Here is a 20833-nt window from a genome sequence, read left to right on the forward strand (position 1 = left end):
TGAAGCAAAGCGATCTATAGGGAAGGACTGTCTTCAATGACTGCAATTATCGACATCGTTGGCCGCGAAATTCTCGACAGCCGTGGCAATCCGACCGTCGAAGTGGACGTGGTGCTAGAAGATGGCTCTTTTGGCCGTGCAGCGGTTCCTTCGGGTGCGTCGACCGGCGCGCATGAAGCCGTCGAGTTGCGCGATGGCGGCAGCCGTTACCTAGGCAAGGGCGTTGAAAAGGCCGTTGAAGCTGTCAATGGCAAGATTTTCGATGCGGTCGCCGGACTGGACGCTGAAAACCAGCTCTTGATCGACCAGACCATGATCGATCTCGACGGATCGGCCAACAAGGCCAATCTCGGTGCCAACGCCATTCTGGGTGTGTCGCTGGCCGTCGCCAAGGCTGCCGCACAGGCAAGCGGTCTGCCGCTTTACCGCTATGTCGGTGGTGCCAATGCCCATGTCCTGCCGGTGCCGATGATGAATATCATCAACGGCGGCGCGCATGCCGACAATCCAATCGATTTTCAGGAGTTCATGATCCTGCCGGTTGGTGCTTCGTCGATGCGCGAAGCCGTGCGTTATGGTTCGGAAGTGTTTCACACACTCAAAAAACGCTTGCAGAAAGCCGGTCACAACACCAATGTCGGTGATGAGGGCGGTTTTGCGCCAAACCTCAAGAATGCCCAGGCAGCGCTCGATTTCATCGTCGAATCCATCGAACAGGCAGGTTTCAAGCCAGGCGAGGACATTGCGCTCGGTCTTGATTGCGCCTCGACCGAATTCTTCAAGGATGGTAATTACGTCTACGAGGGCGAGAAGAAAACCCGTGATCCCAAGACCCAGGCCAAGTATCTCGCCAAGCTGGTCGGCGATTATCCAATTGTCACTATCGAGGACGGCATGGCGGAAGACGATTGGGAGGGCTGGAAAATCCTGACCGATCTTGTCGGCGATAAGTGCCAGCTCGTGGGCGACGATCTGTTCGTGACCAATTCGGCGCGTCTCAGAGACGGTATCCAAATGGGTGTGGCCAATTCGATCCTCGTCAAGGTCAACCAGATCGGCTCGCTGTCTGAAACACTTGACGCTGTCGAAACAGCCCACAAGGCGGGTTACACCGCCGTCATGTCGCATCGTTCGGGGGAAACCGAGGATTCAACGATTTCCGATCTCGCTGTTGCCACCAATTGCGGACAGATCAAGACCGGTTCGCTGGCCCGTTCCGACCGTACCGCAAAATACAACCAGTTGATCCGTATCGAGGAAGAACTCGGCTCGCAGGCGCGTTATGCCGGCCGCAGCGCTTTGAAATTCCTCTAAGCTTATAGTTCTTTTAGGATAAAAACGGCGGCCTTATAAGCCGCCGTTTTTGATTCGGGCAAGGTGCGTGTACCTACATCCAAATAATTTGCCCCTGGGGGCGCTGAGATAGGCTTATGGTAAATCTCTGTTAAGCAAAATAATGCTTGATGGGGGAAATCGGATCGATGCTTCGCGGGCCAAGTGCCGAACGCATCAGAATCGTCCGGGAAGGAAGCCGAAATGTGGACCAAGCAGAAACGTAAATCTATTCGCGGGCGATTCGTATTGCCTGTGCTGACGGTTGCGTTTTTGAGCTATTTCGGTTTTCACGCCTATCATGGCGAATATGGTCTTTACTCCCGCATCCAGCTCGAAGAGCAGAAAGCCGTGCTGACCAAGCAACTCGCGGCAATCACAGCCGACCGTGAATCGTTGGAAAAGCGCGTGTCGCTTTTGCGCGATGGCTCTATCGAAAAGGATATGCTTGACGAGCAGGCGCGCAGGGCGCTTAATCTCTCCCATCCCGATGAAGTGACGATAATCATTTCGAAGGAAGACAACACGAATTAACCGAAATCAGGTTAATACCGTTTTTGTGATATGTTTTTAAGAGCTTGCTCGCATAGCAGCTATGCTCTACGTGCATATTGTATCTTGAAATATGCCTGTATAACGTCACAATAGAACAACAATCTTAGGGAGCGAGATATGGCACCGAGGGCTAAAAGAGCGTCTGCTGGCAAAACGCAGACCTCTTCTGTGACCAACCCCAAGGCACCTGCGCCTGCTGATTACAGCAAAGAGCAGGAATTGCACGCCTATCGCGAGATGCTGTTGATAAGGCGTTTCGAAGAAAAAGCTGGTCAGCTTTATGGCATGGGCTTTATTGGCGGTTTCTGCCACCTTTACATCGGACAGGAAGCTGTCGTCGTCGGTATGCAAACGGCGTTGAAGTCCGGCGATCAGATCATCACGTCTTATCGTGATCATGGCCATATGCTCGCAACCGGCATGGAAGCGCGCGGCGTGATGGCCGAACTGACCGGGCGCCGTGGAGGCTACTCCAAGGGCAAGGGCGGCTCCATGCATATGTTCTCGAAAGAGAAGGGCTTTTACGGCGGCCATGGCATCGTGGGTGCGCAGGTTCCTCTTGGAACCGGGCTTGCTTTTGCCAACACCTATCGCGGCAATGACAATCTTTCCGTGACCTATTTCGGCGATGGCGCTGCCAATCAAGGCCAGGTCTATGAAAGCTTCAATATGGCAGCACTCTGGAAGCTGCCGGTGCTTTATGTGATCGAAAACAATCGTTATGCGATGGGGACGTCGGTTTCGCGCTCTTCCGCTGAGACTGATTTTTCCAAGCGTGGCGCATCGTTCAATATCCCAGGCATCAAGGTTGATGGCATGGATGTGCGTGCCGTCGCGGCCGCTGCCGAATTCGCAGCCGATTGGGCGCGTTCGGGTAAAGGGCCGCTCATTCTCGAAATGCAGACCTATCGCTATCGTGGACACTCCATGTCCGATCCGGCGAAATACCGCACCAAGGAAGAAGTGCAGAAAATGCGCTCCGAGCACGATCCGATTGAGCAGGTTAAAAGCCGCGTGATCGAGAAAGGCTGGGCCACCGAGGAAGAGCTGAAGGAAGTTGACAAGCAGGTACGCGATATTGTCGCTGAAGCTGCCGAATTCGCTCAAAATGATCCGGAGCCGGATGTTTCCGAGCTCTACACGGATATTCTGCTCTGATCTGGAAAGGTGTTGTCATGTCTGTAGAAATTCTCATGCCCGCCCTTTCGCCGACTATGGAAGAGGGCAAACTATCCAAATGGCTGGTCAAGGAAGGCGACAATGTCACTTCCGGTGATGTGATCGCCGAAATCGAAACCGATAAGGCGACGATGGAAGTCGAAGCCGTGGATGAAGGCACCATCGGCAAATTATTGATCGAAGAAGGTGCCGAAGGCGTCAAGGTCAATACACCGATTGCCGTGCTGCTTGCCGAGGGCGAAAGCGCTTCGGATATTGCGCCTGCTGCCAAGGCCGAAGCCTCGAAGGAAGAAGCCAAGGAAGAGCCCAAGGCCGAACAGGAAAAGCCTGAAGAGAAGAAGGCTGATAGCGTTCCTGCCGCACCGAAGGTGGAAGTGGCCGCTGATCCCGATATTCCGGCTGGAACTGAAATGGTATCGACCACGGTGCGTGAAGCACTGCGCGACGCCATGGCTGAGGAAATGCGCCGCGATGAAGACGTCTTCGTCATGGGCGAGGAAGTTGCCGAATATCAGGGCGCCTACAAGATCACGCAGGGACTTCTTGACGAGTTCGGTCCGCGCCGCGTCGTTGATACCCCGATTACCGAGCACGGTTTTGCCGGTGTTGGTGTGGGTGCGGCCATGGCGGGCCTCAAGCCGATCGTCGAATTCATGACGTTCAACTTCGCCATGCAGGCGGTTGACCAGATCGTGAATTCCGCTGCCAAGACACTTTATATGTCGGGTGGTCAGATGGGTGCGCCGATGGTGTTCCGCGGGCCTTCGGGTGCGGCAGCGCGCGTGGCTGCACAGCATTCGCAGTGCTACGCTGCGTGGTACAGCCATATTCCCGGTCTGAAAGTCGTCATGCCCTATACGGCAGCTGACGCCAAGGGCTTGCTCAAGGCCGCAATCCGCGATCCCAATCCGGTGATCTTCCTTGAAAACGAAATCCTTTATGGCCATCATTTCGATGTGCCGAAGCTCGATGATTTCGTGCTGCCGATTGGCAAAGCGCGTATCCACAAGCAGGGCAAGGATGCGACCATCGTTTCGTTCGGCATCGGCATGACCTATGCAATCAAGGCTGCGGAAGAACTGGCGGGCCTTGGTATCGACGTCGAAATCATCGATCTGCGTACCATTCGTCCGATGGATATTCCGACCGTTGTTGAATCGGTGAAGAAGACGGGTCGTCTGGTGACTGTGGAGGAAGGCTTTCCGCAATCGTCGGTCGGCACTGAGATTGCCACCCGCGTCATGCAGCAGGCTTTCGACTATCTCGATGCGCCGATCCTGACCGTTGCTGGCAAGGATGTGCCGATGCCTTATGCGGCCAATCTCGAAAAGCTGGCGCTACCAACCGTGGCAGAAGTGGTGGAAGCGGTGAAAGCCGTGACCTACACGGCCTAAGGAGGGACTGGACATGCCTATTAAAATTACCATGCCCGCCCTTTCGCCGACCATGGAAGAGGGAAACCTCGCCAAATGGCTGGTCAAGGAAGGCGACAAGGTTTCCTCCGGCGATGTGATAGCCGAAATCGAAACCGACAAGGCGACGATGGAAGTCGAAGCCGTGGATGAAGGAACGGTTGCTAAAATCGTCGTCACTGAGGGCACGCAGGGCGTCAAGGTCAACTCCCTGATTGCTATCCTTGCCGAAGACGGTGAAGACGTGGCCGAAGCCGCGAAAGGCGGCGATGCTGCGCCGAAAGCGGAAGCGCCCAAGGAAGAGACTCCAAAAGACGAGCCAAAACCTGAAGACAAGCCCGAAGACAAGCCCGAAGACAAGAAGGAAACAGCCCCTGCTGCTTCCACCCCTGCAAAGGCTGAGCAGCCGTCCGCGGATAAGGGCAATCGCGTTTTTGCATCCCCGCTGGCACGTCGTATCGCCAAGGAAGCTGGCGTTGATGTTGGTTCTGTGAAGGGCTCTGGCCCGCATGGCCGCATCGTGCAGCGCGACGTTGAAGCTGCGATCAAGTCTGGCGGCGCTCAGGCTTCTGCACCGCAGGCTGCGGCCTCTGCGCCAAAAGCCGTTTCGGATGATTCTGTTCTCAAGCTGTTTGAGGAAGGCTCTTACGAGATCGTACCGCATGACGGCATGCGCAAGACCATTGCTCGTCGTCTGGTGGAATCCAAGCAAACTGTTCCGCATTTCTACCTGACGATTGATTGCGAACTCGATGCGCTTCTGGCCTTGCGTTCGCAGATCAACGCGGCTGCACCGCTGATCAAGACCGAGAAGGGCGAGGTTCCAGCCTATAAGCTTTCGGTCAATGATCTGGTGATCAAGGCAACTGCCCTGGCGTTGCGTGATATCCCGGATGCCAACGTTTCGTGGACCGATGGTGGCATGATCAAGCACAAGCGGGCGGATGTCGGCGTCGCTGTCTCTATTCCAGGCGGATTGATTACGCCGATCGTGCGCAATGCGGAAACCAAGACGCTGTCGGCCATCTCCAACGAGATGAAGGACTTGGCCCGCCGTGCCCGCGACCGCAAGCTGAAGCCTGAGGAATATCAGGGCGGCTCGACCTCGGTCTCCAATCTGGGCATGTTCGGCGTCAAGGACTTTGCCGCGATCATCAACCCGCCGCATGCGACCATTTTTGCAATCGGCGCGGGCGAACAGCGTGCCGTCGTCAAGAATGGCGAGATCAAGGTTGCAACCGTCATGTCGGTTACGCTTTCCACCGACCACCGTGCGGTTGATGGTGCATTGGCTGCGGAATTGGCGCAGGTGTTCAAGCGTCACATCGAAAACCCGATGGGTATGCTGGTCTGATTTGATAACGCCGCGTGTGAGCGAAACACGCGGCGTTTCCTTTTTGCATGCCGACAGTTTCGGTAATCCGGGAATGCGCTCCGCACGATTTCTTGCGTATGATGCGGCTTCCATTTTCAGATGATTTAAAGGCAGGATAACATGGCCGACAACATCTACGACGTTATTATCATTGGTTCGGGTCCCGGTGGCTACGTCACCGCCATTCGTGCGGCGCAGCTTGGGCTCAAGATAGCTATCGTCGAGCGTGAGCATCTGGGCGGCATCTGCCTCAACTGGGGCTGTATCCCGACCAAGGCGTTGCTGCGCTCGGCTGACGTTCTGCATCTTGGCGAACATGCCAAGGATTATGGTCTTAAGCTCGAAGGTAAGATCACGCCGGACGTCAAGGCGGTGGTGCAACGTTCGCGCGGTGTTTCGGCGCGACTGAACGGCGGCGTCGGCTTTTTGATGAAAAAGAACAAGATCGACGTGATCTGGGGCGAGGCAAAACTCGTTAAAGGTGCGTCCGGTCAAAATCCTGCGGAAATTTCGGTCGGCAAATCCTCGAAAGAGCCGCACCAGCCGCAAAACCCGGTGCCGAAAGGCGTGTTGGGTGAAGGCAGCTACAAGGCCAAGCATATTATCGTTGCAACTGGCGCGCGTCCGCGTTCGCTGCCCGGCATCGAGCCGGACGGCAAGCTGATCTGGACCTATTTCGAGGCCATGGTGCCGCAGGAATTGCCGAAATCCATGCTGGTCATGGGATCGGGTGCCATCGGTATCGAATTCGCGTCTTTCTATAACGACATGGGCGTCGATGTGACGGTTGTGGAATTGCTGTCGCAGATCATGCCGGTGGAAGATGCGGAAATCTCGGCAATCGCTCGCAAGCAGCTTGAAAAGCGCGGTCTGAAAATCATTACCGAGGCAAAAGTTTCCAAGGTCGAGAAGGGCGCGAATAACGTTACCGCCCATATCGAAACCAAGGACGGCAAGGTTGAGAAATTGACGGTTGATCGTATGATTTCAGCGGTTGGCGTACAGGGCAATATCGAAAATCTTGGCCTTGAAACGCTGGGTGTGAAGACTGATCGCGGCTGCGTCGTCATTGACGGTTACGGTAAGACCAATGTCGAGGGCATTTATGCCATCGGCGATGTGGCAGGGCCACCTATGCTGGCGCACAAGGCCGAGCATGAAGGCACGATCTGCGTCGAAAAGATCGCTGGTCTGCCAAACGTTCACTCCTTAGATAAGAGCATGATTCCGGGCTGCACCTATTGTAACCCGCAGGTGGCCTCCGTTGGTCTCACCGAAGCCAAGGCCAAGGAACAAGGTCTGGATATTCGGGTCGGGCGCTATTCGTTCGCGGCCAATGGCAAGGCTATTGCGCTTGGCGAGGATCAAGGCATGGTCAAGACCGTCTTCGACAAGAAGACAGGCCAGCTTCTGGGTGCTCATATGGTGGGTGCGGAAGTGACGGAGCTGATACAGGGCTTTGTCATTGCTATGAACCTTGAAACAACCGAAGAAGAGCTGATGCATTCGGTCTTCCCGCATCCGACCCTTTCTGAAATGATGAAGGAGAGTGTTTTGGATGCCTATGGCCGAGTATTGAATGCTTAAACAGGAGGTGGTCTTATTCCACTGATCGACAATGGAGGGCCATGGCGGCGTGCCGCATGGCCTATGGTCAAATGGTCCACCGTGGTCGGGCTGGCGCTTGGCTTTCTGACGGGCTGCTTGAGTCTGCTCGGTGGAAACACCATATCGATCAATGGAATGGCAGTTGCGGGCTGGTATGGCGTCTGGACAGTGGCACTGGCGCTCGGCTTTGCCGGTCTTGTATTCGGCCTGATATGGGCCTTGGTATTTCGGGCTTTGGGACTTGCAGCGCGGCGTTAAACAGCGGCAATGCGTAGCAAAGCGCGCAAGTTGACATGATCGGGCCCTGAGAATAGGACCTGACCCAATTAAGAAATGTTCGCTGGCTTGAATGTTTCGGATAGGCAGGAAACAGCATGGTTACAGTTCTCGATCTGGTGAACCAGAAACGTGTTCGTCATCCAGAAAAGGCACATCGTCCGGATAATGAAGTTCTGAAGAAGCCGGACTGGATTCGCGTCAAGGCCCCTGTTTCGCGCGGCTATTCCGAAACGCGCGATATCGTGCGCTCCAACAAGCTGGTGACCGTCTGCGAGGAAGCGGGCTGCCCGAATATTGGTGAGTGCTGGGAAAAGAAGCACGCAACCTTCATGATCATGGGCGAGATTTGCACGCGCGCCTGTGCGTTCTGCAATATTTCCACCGGTATTCCGACAGCGCTTGATCCCAATGAGCCGGAAAACGTTGCCAAGGCGGTAAAGCAAATGGGCTTGACCCATGTGGTCATTACCTCGGTTGACCGCGACGATCTGGCCGACGGCGGTGCGCATCATTTTGCGGAAGTCATCCGTGCCATCCGTGAAGCCGCACCTGCTACGACCATTGAAATTCTCACACCTGACTTCCTGCGCAAGGAAGGCGCATTGGAAATTGTGGTCAAGGCACGTCCCGATGTATTCAACCACAATCTCGAAACGGTGCCGTCGAAATATCTCAAAGTGCGCCCCGGTGCGCGCTATTTCCACTCCATTCGCCTGTTGCAGCGCGTGAAGGAACTGGACCCGACCATTTTCACCAAGTCGGGCATCATGGTTGGCTTTGGTGAAGAGCGTAATGAAATCCTCCAGCTTATGGACGATCTGCGCTCAGCCGATGTGGACTTCATGACGATTGGTCAATATCTTCAGCCGACCCGCAAGCATCATCCGGTGGTGCGCTTTATAACACCCGACGAATTCAAATCCTTTGCCACCATCGGCAAGACCAAGGGCTTCCTGCTTGTGGCGTCAAGCCCGCTGACGCGCTCGTCGCATCATGCCGGAGATGATTTTGCAAAGCTCAAGGCTGCGCGTGAAGCGCAAATGGCCAGCCGGACGTTCTGAGACATGCCGCAATTTACGACCGTCAGACGGGTTCACCATCGGCCTGAACAGATGTTCGCGCTTGTTGCGGATGTCGAGAAATACCCGCAATTTCTGCCGATGTGCGAAGCGCTTTCCGTCCGCTCCCGTAATGAGCGTGACGGCAAGACATTGCTGATCGCCGACATGACGGTCGGCTACAAGCTCATTCGCGAAACATTTACCAGTCAGGTTCTGCTAAAGCCGGACGAGAATGTGATCGATGTCAAATATCTCGATGGTCCTTTCCGCTATCTCGATAATCGCTGGACTTTTAAGCCTGTTGAGGAAGGCAGCCAGTCCGATGTTGAATTCTTCATCGATTATGAATTCAAAAGCCGGACGCTTGGGCTTTTGATGGGCGCTATGTTCGATCTCGCTTTCAAGAAATTTTCGGAAGCTTTTGAAAAGCGCGCCGATCAGATTTATACATCATGATCACGTAGCGCTTCAGCCGGATTACGGCGGGTAGGAGAACCATGAAGCGTATTGTGAAATTCATCGCAGGATCTTTCCTCCTTTTCGTCGCGATTGCCATTCTCTGGCTAGGCGTGTGTCCGCCAGAACTCCTGCGTGTCGGTACGGGCTATGCGGCAAAGATCGTCTGTTCCAATGTCTTCATTGCCGGACGCGATGCGGATGACGTTCTTGCCGTAGACGTTCAGGCCCCCGGCAATCCGCTGCTTAAATTTCTGAATGTTTCCGTCGAGGAAAACACCGGTGTTGTAACCGCCCGCATTTTCGGTTTCTTTGCGCCGAGCAAGGCCATTTTTCGCCCCGGTTTCGGCTGTGCGAATGTCCATACAGTCGACGCGCGGCCCGCTTGGGGCAGAACGAACAGCCATGCGCCGCAGTCTTTAGATGTCGAATCTTATCCGGAGCTGCAACGATTGATCACGACCCCCCAATTGGCGGGGCCAGGTATGCGAGCGATTGCGGTTATGCATAATGGCAGGTTGGTCGCCGAAACCTACGCAGACGGGTTTTCCGCCGATACGCCGCTGCTCGGCTGGTCAGCGACCAAATCGGTCAGGGCCATACTGATCGGAATGCGTATTGCTGAAAATCGGATGGATATGGCGGATAGCAACCTTTTTCCAGAATGGGAGGGTGATGGGCGTTCGAAAATCTCGCTTGCCAATCTCATGGCCATGGAAAGTGGACTGAAATTCGAGGAGAATTACGGTTTGGTCAGTGATGTCACGCGCATGTTGTTTCTTGAGCAGGACATGGCCGGGTACGCTGCGTCGCTTCCTCTCGAGGCTGCGCCCGGCACCACGTTCAGCTATTCGAGTGGCACGGCAAATATCTTGTCGAAACTGTTCATGATGAGTTTCGACAGCCCTGAGCAGGCGCTCTCCTATCCTTCGGATGAACTGTTCGGGCCGCTTGGCATGAACAGCGCCATCATGGAGACCGATGCGTCGGGTGGACTTGTTGGCTCGTCCTATATGTATGCGACGGCGCGGGATTGGGCGCGTCTTGGCAGTTTTCTTGCGGACGGCGGCAGCTTGCATGGCAAGCAAATCTTGCCGACAGGTTTTGTCGATTTGATGCGAAAGCCCGCCGCGTCATCGGGGGGGCGGTATGGTTCAGGGCAGGTCTGGTTGCAAGTGGCCGGCGGCAAGGGTGCGCTTCCCGAAGATACATTCTGGATGTCAGGCCATGATGGACAGAGTATTATGGTGGTGCCATCCATGCGGCTTGCGGTGGTGCGGCTCGGATTAACACCTTGGCGGCTTGGCTATAAGGTACGAGATCTTGATACGGCGATTGTCGAAGCGTTGCGCTAATCTTCTAATCCTGCCGAAGGTTTTCCAGTAACAGATCGAGTGCCGCGACAACCGTTGCCTGCCGGATTTCAGCCCGGCTCTTTGCGCCAAAGCGGCATTCGCGGTGCAGGGTTTGGTATCCTTTGCGTGCTGATGCGATATGCACAATCCCGACCGGCTTTTCATCCGAACCACCTCCCGGCCCGGCAATGCCGGTAACAGCTATCGTGACGCCAGCGCGTGAATGCGCCAGCGCACCTTCAGCCATTGCGATGGCCACGTCTTTTGAGACGGCGCCGGCGCGCTGGATCAATTCCATCGGAACACCGATCATCTCGTTCTTGGCTTCGTTGGAATAAGTGACAAAACCGCGGTCCACTACGTCGGATGAGCCTGCAATGTCGGTGAGTGCACTGGCAATCAGGCCGCCGGTGCACGATTCTGCCGTTGCGATCATCAAGCCTTGCTTGCGGCAGGCGTCGAGCACGGCGAGGGCTTTTTCTTCTGCAATCATTACGGCACCTCGCCCGGATAGATCACGGTTGCGGTGGCAATGGCCGCAATGCCTTCGCGTCGCCCGACAAAGCCCAGCTTCTCATTGGTCGTCGCCTTGACTGAAACCCGGTCGGGAGCAATGGCGAGCATATCGCAAAGCGATCTTGTCATGGCTTCGCGATGCGGGCCGATTTTTGGCGCTTCGCTGATAAGGGTTATATCGACATTGGCGATGCGCCCCTCTGCCTCACGCACGATTTTTGCCGCATATTCGACAAATATATGCGAGGCGGCTCCTTTCCATTGCGGGTCGGATGGTGGAAAATGTGTGCCGATATCGCCCGCGCCGCGCGTTGCAAGCAGTGCATCTGTCAGTGCATGAAGGGCGACATCGGCATCGGAGTGACCGTTGAGTTTGGCTTCATGCGGGATTTTTACGCCGCACAACGTCACATGATCGCCGGGTTCGAACGAATGCACATCATAGCCATTGCCTGTTCGAATGTCTGGAAATGCAGCGTGGTCTTGCCGCAGGCGCTTGTCTGCCATTTCTATATCCTTTGCCCAGGTAAGCTTTGTGTTGTCTGCCGATCCTTCGATGATGCGTACTTTAAGGCCCTGCCATTCGGCAATCGCCGCATCGTCGGTAAAATCCATGCGCTTGGCGGTATATGCCTTTTCATGCGCATCGAGAATGATCTTAAAGGGAAAGGCCTGTGGCGTCTGCGCCGCATAAAGGCCGTCGCGGGAGACCGTGGCGGAAATTGTTCCATCCTTTGACGCCTTTTTAAGCGTATCGGAAACGGCAAGGGCCGGAAGGATGCCTTCTTGCGGCGTGAGGCAATTTGCGATGCGTTCAAGCAGTTTTTGCCCGATGAAAGGCCGCACGCCGTCATGGATCATGACGTAAGCCGGTTCATATGCTTTCAGCGCAAGAAGGCCGAGGCGGGTTGAATCCTGCCGGGTAGTACCGCCATTCACGACGAGGATGGCGGGATGGTTTTCGGGCCTGACCGCTTTATAGAGCTCATGATCGTCGGGATGAATGACGACGACGATTTTGCCGATCCTTGGGCAATCCATAAAGGCGCGCAGGGTTTTTGCCAGCACGGCTTCTCCGCCAATCCGCCTGAACTGCTTGGGGCCTTCGACGCTCTGGCCAGCCCGTTCGCCTCGTCCGGCTGCTACAATGACCGCTGCTATTCTGGAAATGGTCTTCGCCTTCATTAAAAACGCACGATGGATGCGGAATAGTATTTTGTGCCGAGAAAGGCCAGATGCCAATTGTTTTATCGCCTCGTCTTTGTGCTTTTCCTTGCGTTTGAGACTGGATGGTGATTAAAGTATGAGCGTTAGTACTTCTGCACATGAAATAGGCATATTTGGTGACTTTCCTCGACCAGCCTCTCACTATACGCGGTGTTGCGCTTGCAAACCGTGTATTTCTTGCGCCAATGTCAGGCGTTTCCGATCTGCCTTTTCGCAAACGTGCTGCTGCGGCGGGTGCAGGCATGGTCGTCTCCGAAATGGTCGCAAGCGCTGAACTCTGCAGCCGCCACAAGGAAAGTCTGCTGCGTTTGTCCGGCGAGGGTTTGGGCACGCATGTCGTCCAGCTTGCAGGCCGGGAGGCGCACTGGATGGGCGAGGCTGCCATTATCGCTGAAGGTGAAGGCGCGGATATCATAGACATCAACATGGGCTGCCCGGCCAAGAAGGTGACTGGTGGCTATTCCGGTTCAGCTCTCATGCGCGATCTCAATCATGCCATGACGCTGGTCGAGGCCACGGTGAATGCCGTCAATGTACCGGTAACGCTGAAAATGCGGCTTGGCTGGGATGAGAACAGCATCAATGCCCCGGAACTTGCAAAGCGTGCCGAAGATGCCGGTGTCGCGATGGTGACAGTGCACGGGCGCACACGCTGCCAGTTTTATGAAGGCAAAGCCGACTGGGATGCCATTCTGGCCGTGCGCGATGCGGTCAAAATTCCGCTTGTCGCCAATGGCGATGTGGCGTCGCGTACTGATGCCGAGGAAATTCTTCGCCGTTCCGGTGCCGATGCGCTGATGGTGGGGCGTGCTTCCTACGGACAACCATGGTTGCCGGGTGCGATTGCCGGCGATTACATGCCAGCGCCGCAGGATATGTTCGATTATATCGTAGCGCATTACGAGGACATGCTTGTGCATTACGGTGACAAGACGGGGATACGTCATGCCCGTAAGCATCTGGGTTGGTATCTCGACCGTCATGCTGGCGAGGCTTCAATTTCCAATGATAAGGCTGCGGTGATGACGATGACTGACCCCGCCAAAGTCATTGAGGCCTTGCGCGGTATATTTGCCAGCGGGTCGACCAGCGGTTCTCTGCTGAGAAAGGTTGCCTGATGCACGGCAATAAAGACAGGGGCAATATCCCGTCCATTATTCTGGATGCCATCAACCAGCCGGTTATCATGGTAGGTGCCGACGATCATATCGTTTATGCCAATCTGGATGGTGAGCAGTTTTTCCGTTCAGGCTCGTCCATTCTGTCACGCAACCGGCTCGATAGTTTTCTGCCCTTTGGTAGTCCGCTTCTGGCGTTGGTCGATCAGGTGCGCGCAAGTCAAGTTCCGATCAATGAATATCGGGTCGATATTTCCTCGCCGCGCCTTGGTGCCGAGCGTATCGTCGATCTCTATGTTGCGCCGGTTGCGGAAATGCCGGGTGCGGTGGTTATTCTGTTCAAGGAAAAGACCATGGCGGAAAAGATTGACCGCCAGATGACCCATCGCGGTGCTGCACGGTCTGTCACGGGGCTCGCCTCCATGCTGGCACATGAGATCAAGAACCCGCTCTCTGGCATTCGCGGCGCTGCGCAATTGCTGGAACAGGTGGTCGGCGACGAGGATCGTGCTCTTGCACGGCTCATCACCGACGAGACGGACCGCATTGTCTCGCTGGTCGACCGGATGGAAGTCTTTTCCGATGAACGCCCCATCGAGCGTTCGGCGGTTAATATTCATGCCGTTCTCGATCATGTGAAGGCTATCGCCCGTAACGGTTTTGCCAAGCATATTCGCTTTTCGGAGGATTATGACCCGTCATTGCCACCGGTTTTTGCCAATCGTGATCAGTTGGTGCAGATTTTTCTCAATCTGGTGAAAAATGCGACGGAAGCCGTGGGCGGGCGTGAAGGCGGCGAAATCACCCTTTCCACGGCCTATCGACCCGGTATCCGGCTTCAGGTTCCCGGCGCACGCGACCGTGTGGCGCTGCCGCTGGAATTCTGCGTGCATGACAACGGGCCGGGTGTGCCACAGGATATGCTGCCGCATCTTTTCGATCCGTTCGTTACCACCAAGACCAATGGATCGGGGCTCGGGCTGGCGCTGGTGGCGAAAATCATTGGCGATCATGGTGGTATTATTGAATGCGACAGTCATCCGTCCAAGACGATATTCCGCATTCTCATGCCGGCCTGGAAAAATCCTGAAACAGCTGCAGGCGAGCAAGACGCCGTGAATACCGGAGATGACGCATGATAACAGGACGCCCCACCGGAACCGTACTGGTGGCCGATGATGATGCAGCCATCCGTACCGTGCTTAATCAGGCGCTCTCGCGGGCCGGTTACGATGTGCGCGTGTCATCGAATGCGGCTGCCCTCTGGCGCTGGATTGCAGCAGGCGACGGTGATCTGGTCATTACCGACGTCAACATGCCGGACGAGAATGCCTTCGATCTCTTGCCGCGCATCCGGAAAATGCGTCCCGATCTGCCGATTGTCGTCATGAGTGCGCAAAATACGTTCATGACAGCCATCCGCGCCTCGGAAGCGGGCGCCTATGAATATTTGCCAAAACCTTTCGATCTGACCGAACTTATCAATATTGTCGGTCGCGCCCTGTCAGAACCCAAGCACAAACCGGCATCCACGTCTCTGGATGAGCCGGGTGAAAACATGCCGCTGGTCGGACGTTCGCCGGCGATGCAGGAAATCTACCGTGTGCTGGCGCGCATGATGCAGACCGACCTCACGATGATGATCACAGGTGAATCAGGCACCGGCAAGGAACTGGTCGCCCGCGCGCTGCATGAATATGGTCGCCGCCGCAAGGGGCCGTTCGTGGCAATCAATATGGCGGCAATTCCGCGCGATCTGATCGAATCGGAACTTTTTGGCCATGAGAAAGGGGCCTTCACCGGCGCGCAGAACCGCTCCAGCGGTCGCTTCGAGCAGGCCAATGGAGGTACATTGTTCCTTGATGAAATCGGCGACATGCCGATGGAAGCGCAAACACGGCTTTTGCGCGTATTGCAGCAGGGCGAATATATGACGGTCGGCGGACGTACGCCGATCCGTACAGATGTGCGCATTGTTGCGGCAACCAACAAGGATTTGCGGCAACTGATTGCGCAGGGTCTATTTCGCGAAGACCTTTATTACCGACTCAATGTCGTCCCCCTGCGCCTGCCGCCCTTGCGCGAGCGCAGCGAAGATGTTGCTGATCTTGTACGCCATTTCTTCAAGCGGGCCGTGGAAGAGGGGTTGCCGGAAAAACGCATCACCAATTCAGGCCTGGAACTGATGCGCCGCTATCCCTGGCCGGGCAATGTGCGCGAACTGGAAAATCTGGTGCGCAGGCTTGCCGCCCTCTATCCGCAGGAAGAAATCTCGCCGGAAATCATCGAAAACGAATTGAAATCCGATATGGACAAGCCGGAGGCACTTGTTGCCAGCATCGGCAATCCCGAGAGCGTGACGATCGCGCAGGCGGTCGAGCAGAACATGCAGCGCTATTTCGCGTCCTTCGGTGATGATCTGCCGCCACCAGGTCTCTATCATCGTGTTTTGGCCGAACTGGAATATCCGCTTATTCTGGCGTGTTTGACGGCTACGCGCGGCAACCAGATCAAGGCTGCCGATCTGTTGGGGCTGAACCGCAATACGCTCCGTAAGAAGATCCGCGAGTTGGGCGTCAATATCTATCGCGGTGGAAAGGGTATTTAATGCCCTGCCACGTAGTGTAATAAATTTGGTGCCCCCAGCACGACTCGAACGCGCGACCCCCTGATTACAAATCAGGTGCTCTACCAACTGAGCTATAAGGGCATTCACAAATTTACGCCTCCGAAGAGGTGTAATCTTTTTGCAAGCCGTTCGACTGCCGAAAGATTTGAAGCCCAATTAGCACAAATGATGCGTATGTAAAATGAAAATTCAGCCCGCCGAGGCCATGGCATGCTGCTTTTTCATATGATAGAGCATTTCAAGCCGTTATGGCGAAACGTTTTTGCGTTTAGAGAGGCGTAAAAACAATTAATTGCAGCGCTTGTTCCTATTCCGCTTTAAGTGGCCCCTCCTGCGAGAGGGTGTTCAGCAAATATAGGTGGATGAGTCGCAGAAGCGTCAAGAACGAGGCCGTTGGCATGAAAGACAAATCGCTTGCGTTGCATTTTGTTTCATCAGGGACGGAAGAATCGCTTGCTGCGCAGAAAGAGCTGGTTGAACGCTATGGGCATGTCGCAGCCGAAGACGCCGATATCATCGTGGCGCTTGGTGGCGATGGCACCATGCTTCAGGCACTGCGTGACTTTATGAACAGTGGTACGCCGATCTACGGCATGAATCGTGGTTCTGTCGGTTTTCTCATGAACGAATTCAGCATCGACAGCTTGCCGGAGCGTATCGATGCCGCGCGCAAGGAAACCATTCGCCCACTCAAGATGGTGGCTGAGACGAACAATCCAGACGCGCCGCTGTTCGAAGCGCTGGCGATCAACGAAGTCTCATTGTTCCGGCAATCCTATCAGGCCGCGAAGGTGCGTATTACCATTGACGGTCAGGTCCGGCTGGAAGAGCTGATCTGTGACGGCGTGATGGTGGCAACGCCTGCGGGCTCGACCGCCTATAATCTTTCTGCACAAGGACCGATTCTTCCGCTCAAGGCACCCTTGCTAGCCCTCACACCCGTCAGTCCCTATCGCCCTCGCCGTTGGGGTGGCGCGCTTTTGCCCAAGCAGGTCACCGTGCGCATGGATTTGCTAGAAACCGAAAAGCGTCCGGTCAATGCGGTTGCCGACAATCATGAAGTCAAATCTGTGAAATCAGTTACGGTTCGTGAAGCGCCAGATAGCGAAGTTGCCATTCTTTTCGATAAAAACCATTCCTGGGACGAGCGGATACTGACCGAACAATTTCGTCATTGAGCCTTAGGAGAAAGGATCAATTTGTTACATTCGCAAGGTTTCATCTTGCAAATGTATTTGTGGCCATACTGGAATGAATTCATTCGATTTGATTGCAGATGATTGGCTGTTTGGCGGAGCTATTAAAGCAAATTGGCGCTATGCGGTAGTATTTTGGTTGACTTTTGCACGCTGGGGACGTAGGCGATGCTGCATAAAACGCTTTATGCGTTGCAGATGCCTTTTCTGCCTTGGTTCCTGCGCCCGATATGACGCGGCTCAATCAGGAAGGGCGGATCACGTTTCCGAACCAGAGAGCTGCGCCTCCATTGACGACATTTGCCGAACTCGGACTTTCCCCGAAAGTGACTGCTGCTGTTGAAGCGGCTGGCTACACCGCACCTACACCTATCCAGGCTGGTGCCATTCCACCTGCGCTTGAGCGCAAGGACGTGCTTGGCATCGCCCAGACCGGAACGGGTAAAACCGCGTCTTTCGTTCTGCCCATGCTCACCATGCTCGAAAAGGGCAGGGCGCGCGCCCGTATGCCGCGCACGCTCATTCTTGAGCCAACGCGGGAACTGGCCGCGCAGGTTGAGGAAAATTTCGTCAAGTACGGCATCAATCATCGCCTGAATGTTGCATTGTTGATCGGCGGCGTTTCGTTCGAGGAACAGGAGCGCAAGCTGGAGCGCGGTGCCGACGTGCTGATCGCAACGCCTGGTCGTATGCTTGATCATTTCGAGCGCGGCAAGCTGCTCCTGACCGGCGTCGAGATTCTGGTGATTGACGAGGCCGACCGCATGCTCGACATGGGTTTCATTCCCGATATCGAGCGTATCTGTAAGCTGATCCCATTCACGCGTCAGACGCTGTTTTTCTCAGCGACTATGCCACCCGAAATCACCAAGCTGACAGAGCAGTTCCTGCATTCTCCCGTTCGTGTCGAAGTCGCCAAAGCCTCTTCCACCGCAAAGACGGTGACGCAGCGCCTCATCAAATCGGGCAAAAAGGACTGGGACAAGCGCGCTGTTTTGCGCGACATTATTCGCGAAGAAGGCGACACGCTCAAGAATGCCATTATCTTCTGCAATCGCAAGAAGGACGTGTCAGAGCTTTTCCGTTCGCTGGTAAAGCATGAATTCGATGCCGGCGCGCTGCATGGCGACATGGATCAGCGCGCACGCATGACGATGCTGGCGAATTTCAAGGAAGGCAAGCTTCGCCTTCTCGTCGCATCCGATGTGGCGGCACGTGGTCTTGATATTCCCGATGTCAGCCACGTTTTCAATTTTGATGTTCCCATCCATGCGGAAGATTACGTCCACCGTATCGGTCGTACCGGTCGGGCCGGACGTTCTGGCAAGGCGTTTACCATTGTCACCCCTTCGGATACCAAATATCTCGCTGCGATCGAAAACATGATCGGCGAGAAGATCGAATGGCGTGATGGTGACCTGACGACACTCGCGCCTTCCGATGAGGCTGACGAGCAGCCGCGCAAGGGTCGGTCGGCACGCGGCAGGGGCAAGGACGTCAAGGCCAAGGAAGCATCTGCGGAAAAGGCAAAAGCACCTGTGGCCGAAGTGTTGGATCCCGCAGAACAGCCGCAGCCGATCGTCGCAAATCACGACCGCCGCGATTTTATTCGCAACGCAAATGACGATCGTCGCGGCAGACCGCAGCCAGAGCATAACAGGCGCCGCCGCGAGCGTGACGATGACGGCCCGGTTCCGGTTGGTTTCGGCAATGATATTCCGGCCTTTATGCTGATCCCGACGGGCATGTGACCCTTCGGAACAGCACAATTAAACAATGTTGAGAATTATTCGGCTGCGGGCAAACGCCTGGCAGCCGGTTTCTTTGATGGTTTGGTTTTCTCGCTGCGCATTGCTGCTTCATAGGCACGGCGCGCCCAATGGCCCATGACTTCGGGATCGTCAAAGGCTTCCCCCGGAACGTTCCAATAGGGCATGGCAATGGGATTGCCGCCTTTGCGGCCTTCATAGGTCCACTGGGTCGATCCGGCTTCGATGAAAAATGGTGTCGTTTGTTCGTCGGCCTTGAACAGCAGGTCGTCACGATAGACCAGCGCAAAAATGATGCCCTGATGGTAGAGCCCCTTGCCTCCGAACATACGGCGGATACTTATAGGCCCAAAATCCTGCAAAAGATCGCGAAGCGTTTCGTCGTCCATTAAAAAACCTGGATTGGCGCCGGATCAGACGGTATCCTGCATCTGGCGCAGGCTTTCGGGCGATGCGGCTTGAAGTTCTACGGATTCGCCGCAACCGCAGGCCGATGTCTGGTTAGGGTTGTTAAAGACAAAGCCTGTTCGCAGGGTGGTTGTTTCAAAATCCATGCGGGTGCCGAGCAGGAACAGAACCGCTTCGGGTGCGATAAACACCTTGGCACCGTCCGCCTCCACCACGTCGTCGCCGACCTTGGCTTCGGTGGCAAGATCGATCGTATATTCCATACCAGCACAACCGCCCTTTTTGACGCTGACGCGAATACCAAGCGCACCTTCGCGTGCCTCCACGATCTCGTGCAAACGAGCTGTGGCTGCTTCGGTTAGCGTCATGACTGCAAAACGGCCCATTGTTTTCTCTTCCGGTAATGAAGCACACCATATGCCATCCAGTTCGAATGACACGTTTTGAATGCGGCTTTCACGCTTGGCCTGAATGCTGGAAGCTCTGGCAAAGAAGCGGGGAATCGTCCAGACTTTCTACAAGAGCTTTCAGCGAGTTGGTGCCATTTACGCGCACTGCCACGTTTTCACTATAGTTAGTGTTGTAACATCATTACCGCAAGACACCAAATCGAGAGCGTGGGTCCGCTGATCGAACTTATAAAGAGGAGCTGCTAATGTCGACTGATCGAATGAAGTCTCTGTTACTGACTGTTTTCGCCAGCGCGCTGGCTGTGTCACAGGTTCATGCGCAGGAAACGCAACCACCTGCAGCGCAGGAAACGCAGGCGCCAGCCAAGCCGGGTCAAAAGCCGGCGGAGGCGAAGGATGGCAAGGAAAATATCGAAGAGACGAAACCTTCTGAGCAGACGCAGGACGCAGACGGTGGCTTGATCGTGCCTGAATATCGCGATGACCGCTCCACGCCGCAAGCGCTGATCGAATCCTATTACAATGCCATCAACCGCAAGGAATATACGCGCGCCTACGGCTATTATTCCGAAGAAGGGCGTGAGCCAGATTTCAAGACCTTTGTAAAGGGCTATGAGACGACCAAAAGCGTGAAGGTCGCGCTACGCAAGACAGAACCCGATCCGGGTGCAGGGCAGATTTACTGGAGCTTGCCGCTGGCAATCGAGGCCGAGCAGGAGGACGGCAAGAAGGAAATTTTCAGCGGTTGTTATACGATCCATCTCACCAATCCTTCCATGCAGGAAGAACCGCCTTTCAAACCGATGCAGATCATGACAGGTTCGCTGACAAAATCGCCGCTCGATCTGGAAAAAAGTGTGCCGGAAAGCTGCGAAGCGCCATAGAGCGCCGTGTATTTTCTCGCATGCACAACGGTCGCTCTCACGGCGTCACAAAGTGCATCTGCAA

The 20833-nt window shown here is 55.2% G+C and carries 20 protein-coding genes and 1 tRNA gene; 16 read left to right on the forward strand and 5 right to left on the reverse strand.

The genetic code is table 11. From position 1 onward, the window contains the following. Positions 1-36 precede the first annotated feature (36 nt). The 10 genes from eno to AAIB41_RS12875 all read left to right on the forward strand — a co-directional run bounded on the left by eno (position 37) and on the right by AAIB41_RS12875 (position 10612). Positions 37-1314: a phosphopyruvate hydratase gene (gene eno, locus AAIB41_RS12830; protein ID WP_343315681.1), complete on the forward strand. Its 1278-nt coding sequence runs from the start codon at positions 37-39 to the stop codon at positions 1312-1314. A gap of 222 nt (positions 1315-1536) precedes the next feature. Further along, on the forward strand, positions 1537-1866 hold the full coding sequence (locus AAIB41_RS12835; RefSeq protein ID WP_343315682.1) for a septum formation initiator family protein: 330 nt from the start codon (positions 1537-1539) through the stop codon (positions 1864-1866). 138 nt (positions 1867-2004) lie between these two features. Next, on the forward strand, positions 2005-3045 hold the full coding sequence (gene pdhA, locus AAIB41_RS12840; RefSeq protein WP_343315683.1) for a pyruvate dehydrogenase (acetyl-transferring) E1 component subunit alpha: 1041 nt from the start codon (positions 2005-2007) through the stop codon (positions 3043-3045). Between the two features lie 17 nt (positions 3046-3062). Beyond that, entirely contained in the window at positions 3063-4460 is a 1398-nt protein-coding gene (locus AAIB41_RS12845) for a pyruvate dehydrogenase complex E1 component subunit beta (RefSeq protein ID WP_343315684.1), read from the forward strand. A 13-nt stretch (positions 4461-4473) separates the two neighbouring features. Then, the gene (locus tag AAIB41_RS12850; protein WP_343315685.1) at positions 4474-5832 is read left to right on the forward strand and encodes a pyruvate dehydrogenase complex dihydrolipoamide acetyltransferase; all 1359 of its coding nucleotides are present in this window, start codon (positions 4474-4476) and stop codon (positions 5830-5832) included. 141 nt (positions 5833-5973) lie between these two features. After that, complete coding sequence (lpdA, locus tag AAIB41_RS12855; protein ID WP_343315686.1) at positions 5974-7440, forward strand: dihydrolipoyl dehydrogenase; 1467 nt, start codon at positions 5974-5976, stop codon at positions 7438-7440. An 81-nt stretch (positions 7441-7521) separates the two neighbouring features. Next, a complete protein-coding gene (locus AAIB41_RS12860) occupies positions 7522-7719 on the forward strand; it encodes a hypothetical protein (RefSeq protein ID WP_343316060.1) in 198 nt (65 codons plus the stop codon). Positions 7720-7835: 116 nt separating this feature from the next. Continuing rightward, complete coding sequence (gene lipA / locus AAIB41_RS12865) at positions 7836-8801, forward strand: lipoyl synthase (RefSeq protein WP_343315687.1); 966 nt, start codon at positions 7836-7838, stop codon at positions 8799-8801. Between the two features lie 3 nt (positions 8802-8804). Next, positions 8805-9257, forward strand: a complete 453-nt coding sequence (locus AAIB41_RS12870) for a type II toxin-antitoxin system RatA family toxin (RefSeq protein WP_343315688.1) — start codon at positions 8805-8807, stop codon at positions 9255-9257. A 41-nt stretch (positions 9258-9298) separates the two neighbouring features. Continuing rightward, entirely contained in the window at positions 9299-10612 is a 1314-nt protein-coding gene (locus AAIB41_RS12875; protein WP_343315689.1) for a serine hydrolase, read from the forward strand. A 4-nt stretch (positions 10613-10616) separates the two neighbouring features. On the opposite strand, the gene AAIB41_RS12880 is transcribed toward AAIB41_RS12875, so the two are convergent. Next, positions 10617-11105, reverse strand: coding sequence for a CinA family protein (locus AAIB41_RS12880; RefSeq protein WP_343315690.1), 489 nt, complete (start codon positions 11103-11105; stop codon positions 10617-10619). Beyond that, positions 11105-12313: a bifunctional 2-C-methyl-D-erythritol 4-phosphate cytidylyltransferase/2-C-methyl-D-erythritol 2,4-cyclodiphosphate synthase gene (locus AAIB41_RS12885; RefSeq protein WP_343315691.1), complete on the reverse strand. Its 1209-nt coding sequence runs from the start codon at positions 12311-12313 to the stop codon at positions 11105-11107. Before AAIB41_RS12885 ends, AAIB41_RS12880 begins: the two co-directional genes overlap by 1 nt. Before the next feature lie 158 nt (positions 12314-12471). On the opposite strand from AAIB41_RS12885, the gene dusB reads away from it, so the two are divergent. From dusB to ntrC, 3 genes are read left to right on the forward strand one after another with little or no spacing between them, the layout of a single operon-like run. Then, a complete protein-coding gene (dusB, locus tag AAIB41_RS12890) occupies positions 12472-13473 on the forward strand; it encodes a tRNA dihydrouridine synthase DusB (protein WP_343315692.1) in 1002 nt (333 codons plus the stop codon). After that, a complete protein-coding gene (locus AAIB41_RS12895; protein ID WP_343315693.1) occupies positions 13473-14612 on the forward strand; it encodes a nitrogen regulation protein NR(II) in 1140 nt (379 codons plus the stop codon). The genes dusB and AAIB41_RS12895 overlap by 1 nt, the downstream gene beginning before the upstream one ends. Beyond that, on the forward strand, positions 14609-16081 hold the full coding sequence (ntrC, locus tag AAIB41_RS12900; RefSeq protein ID WP_343315694.1) for a nitrogen regulation protein NR(I): 1473 nt from the start codon (positions 14609-14611) through the stop codon (positions 16079-16081). Before AAIB41_RS12895 ends, ntrC begins: the two co-directional genes overlap by 4 nt. 26 nt (positions 16082-16107) lie before the next feature. Here ntrC and AAIB41_RS12905 read toward each other — a convergent pair. Continuing rightward, positions 16108-16183, reverse strand: a tRNA-Thr gene (locus tag AAIB41_RS12905). Positions 16184-16500: 317 nt separating this feature from the next. Here AAIB41_RS12905 and AAIB41_RS12910 point away from each other — a divergent pair. Together AAIB41_RS12910 and AAIB41_RS12915 are read left to right on the forward strand one after the other, a co-directional pair. Continuing rightward, positions 16501-17280, forward strand: a complete 780-nt coding sequence (locus AAIB41_RS12910) for an NAD kinase (protein WP_343316061.1) — start codon at positions 16501-16503, stop codon at positions 17278-17280. Positions 17281-17588: 308 nt separating this feature from the next. Then, complete coding sequence (locus AAIB41_RS12915) at positions 17589-19049, forward strand: DEAD/DEAH box helicase (RefSeq protein WP_343316062.1); 1461 nt, start codon at positions 17589-17591, stop codon at positions 19047-19049. A gap of 35 nt (positions 19050-19084) precedes the next feature. On the opposite strand, the gene AAIB41_RS12920 is transcribed toward AAIB41_RS12915, so the two are convergent. Both AAIB41_RS12920 and sufA read right to left on the reverse strand, forming a co-directional pair. Continuing rightward, positions 19085-19456 carry a TfoX/Sxy family protein gene (locus tag AAIB41_RS12920; RefSeq protein WP_343315695.1) on the reverse strand — a complete coding sequence of 124 codons (372 nt, stop codon included), beginning with the start codon at positions 19454-19456 and terminating at the stop codon, positions 19085-19087. Positions 19457-19480: 24 nt separating this feature from the next. After that, positions 19481-19861 (reverse strand): Fe-S cluster assembly scaffold SufA, encoded by a 381-nt coding sequence (sufA, locus tag AAIB41_RS12925; RefSeq protein WP_343315696.1) that lies wholly within the window; start codon positions 19859-19861, stop codon positions 19481-19483. 269 nt (positions 19862-20130) lie between these two features. On the opposite strand from sufA, the gene AAIB41_RS12930 reads away from it, so the two are divergent. Further along, a complete protein-coding gene (locus tag AAIB41_RS12930) occupies positions 20131-20769 on the forward strand; it encodes a hypothetical protein (protein WP_343315697.1) in 639 nt (212 codons plus the stop codon). The last annotated feature ends 64 nt before the right edge of the window (positions 20770-20833 follow it).

The organism is Brucella sp. BE17 (assembly GCF_039545455.1).
Taxonomy (GTDB): Bacteria; Pseudomonadota; Alphaproteobacteria; order Rhizobiales; family Rhizobiaceae; genus Brucella.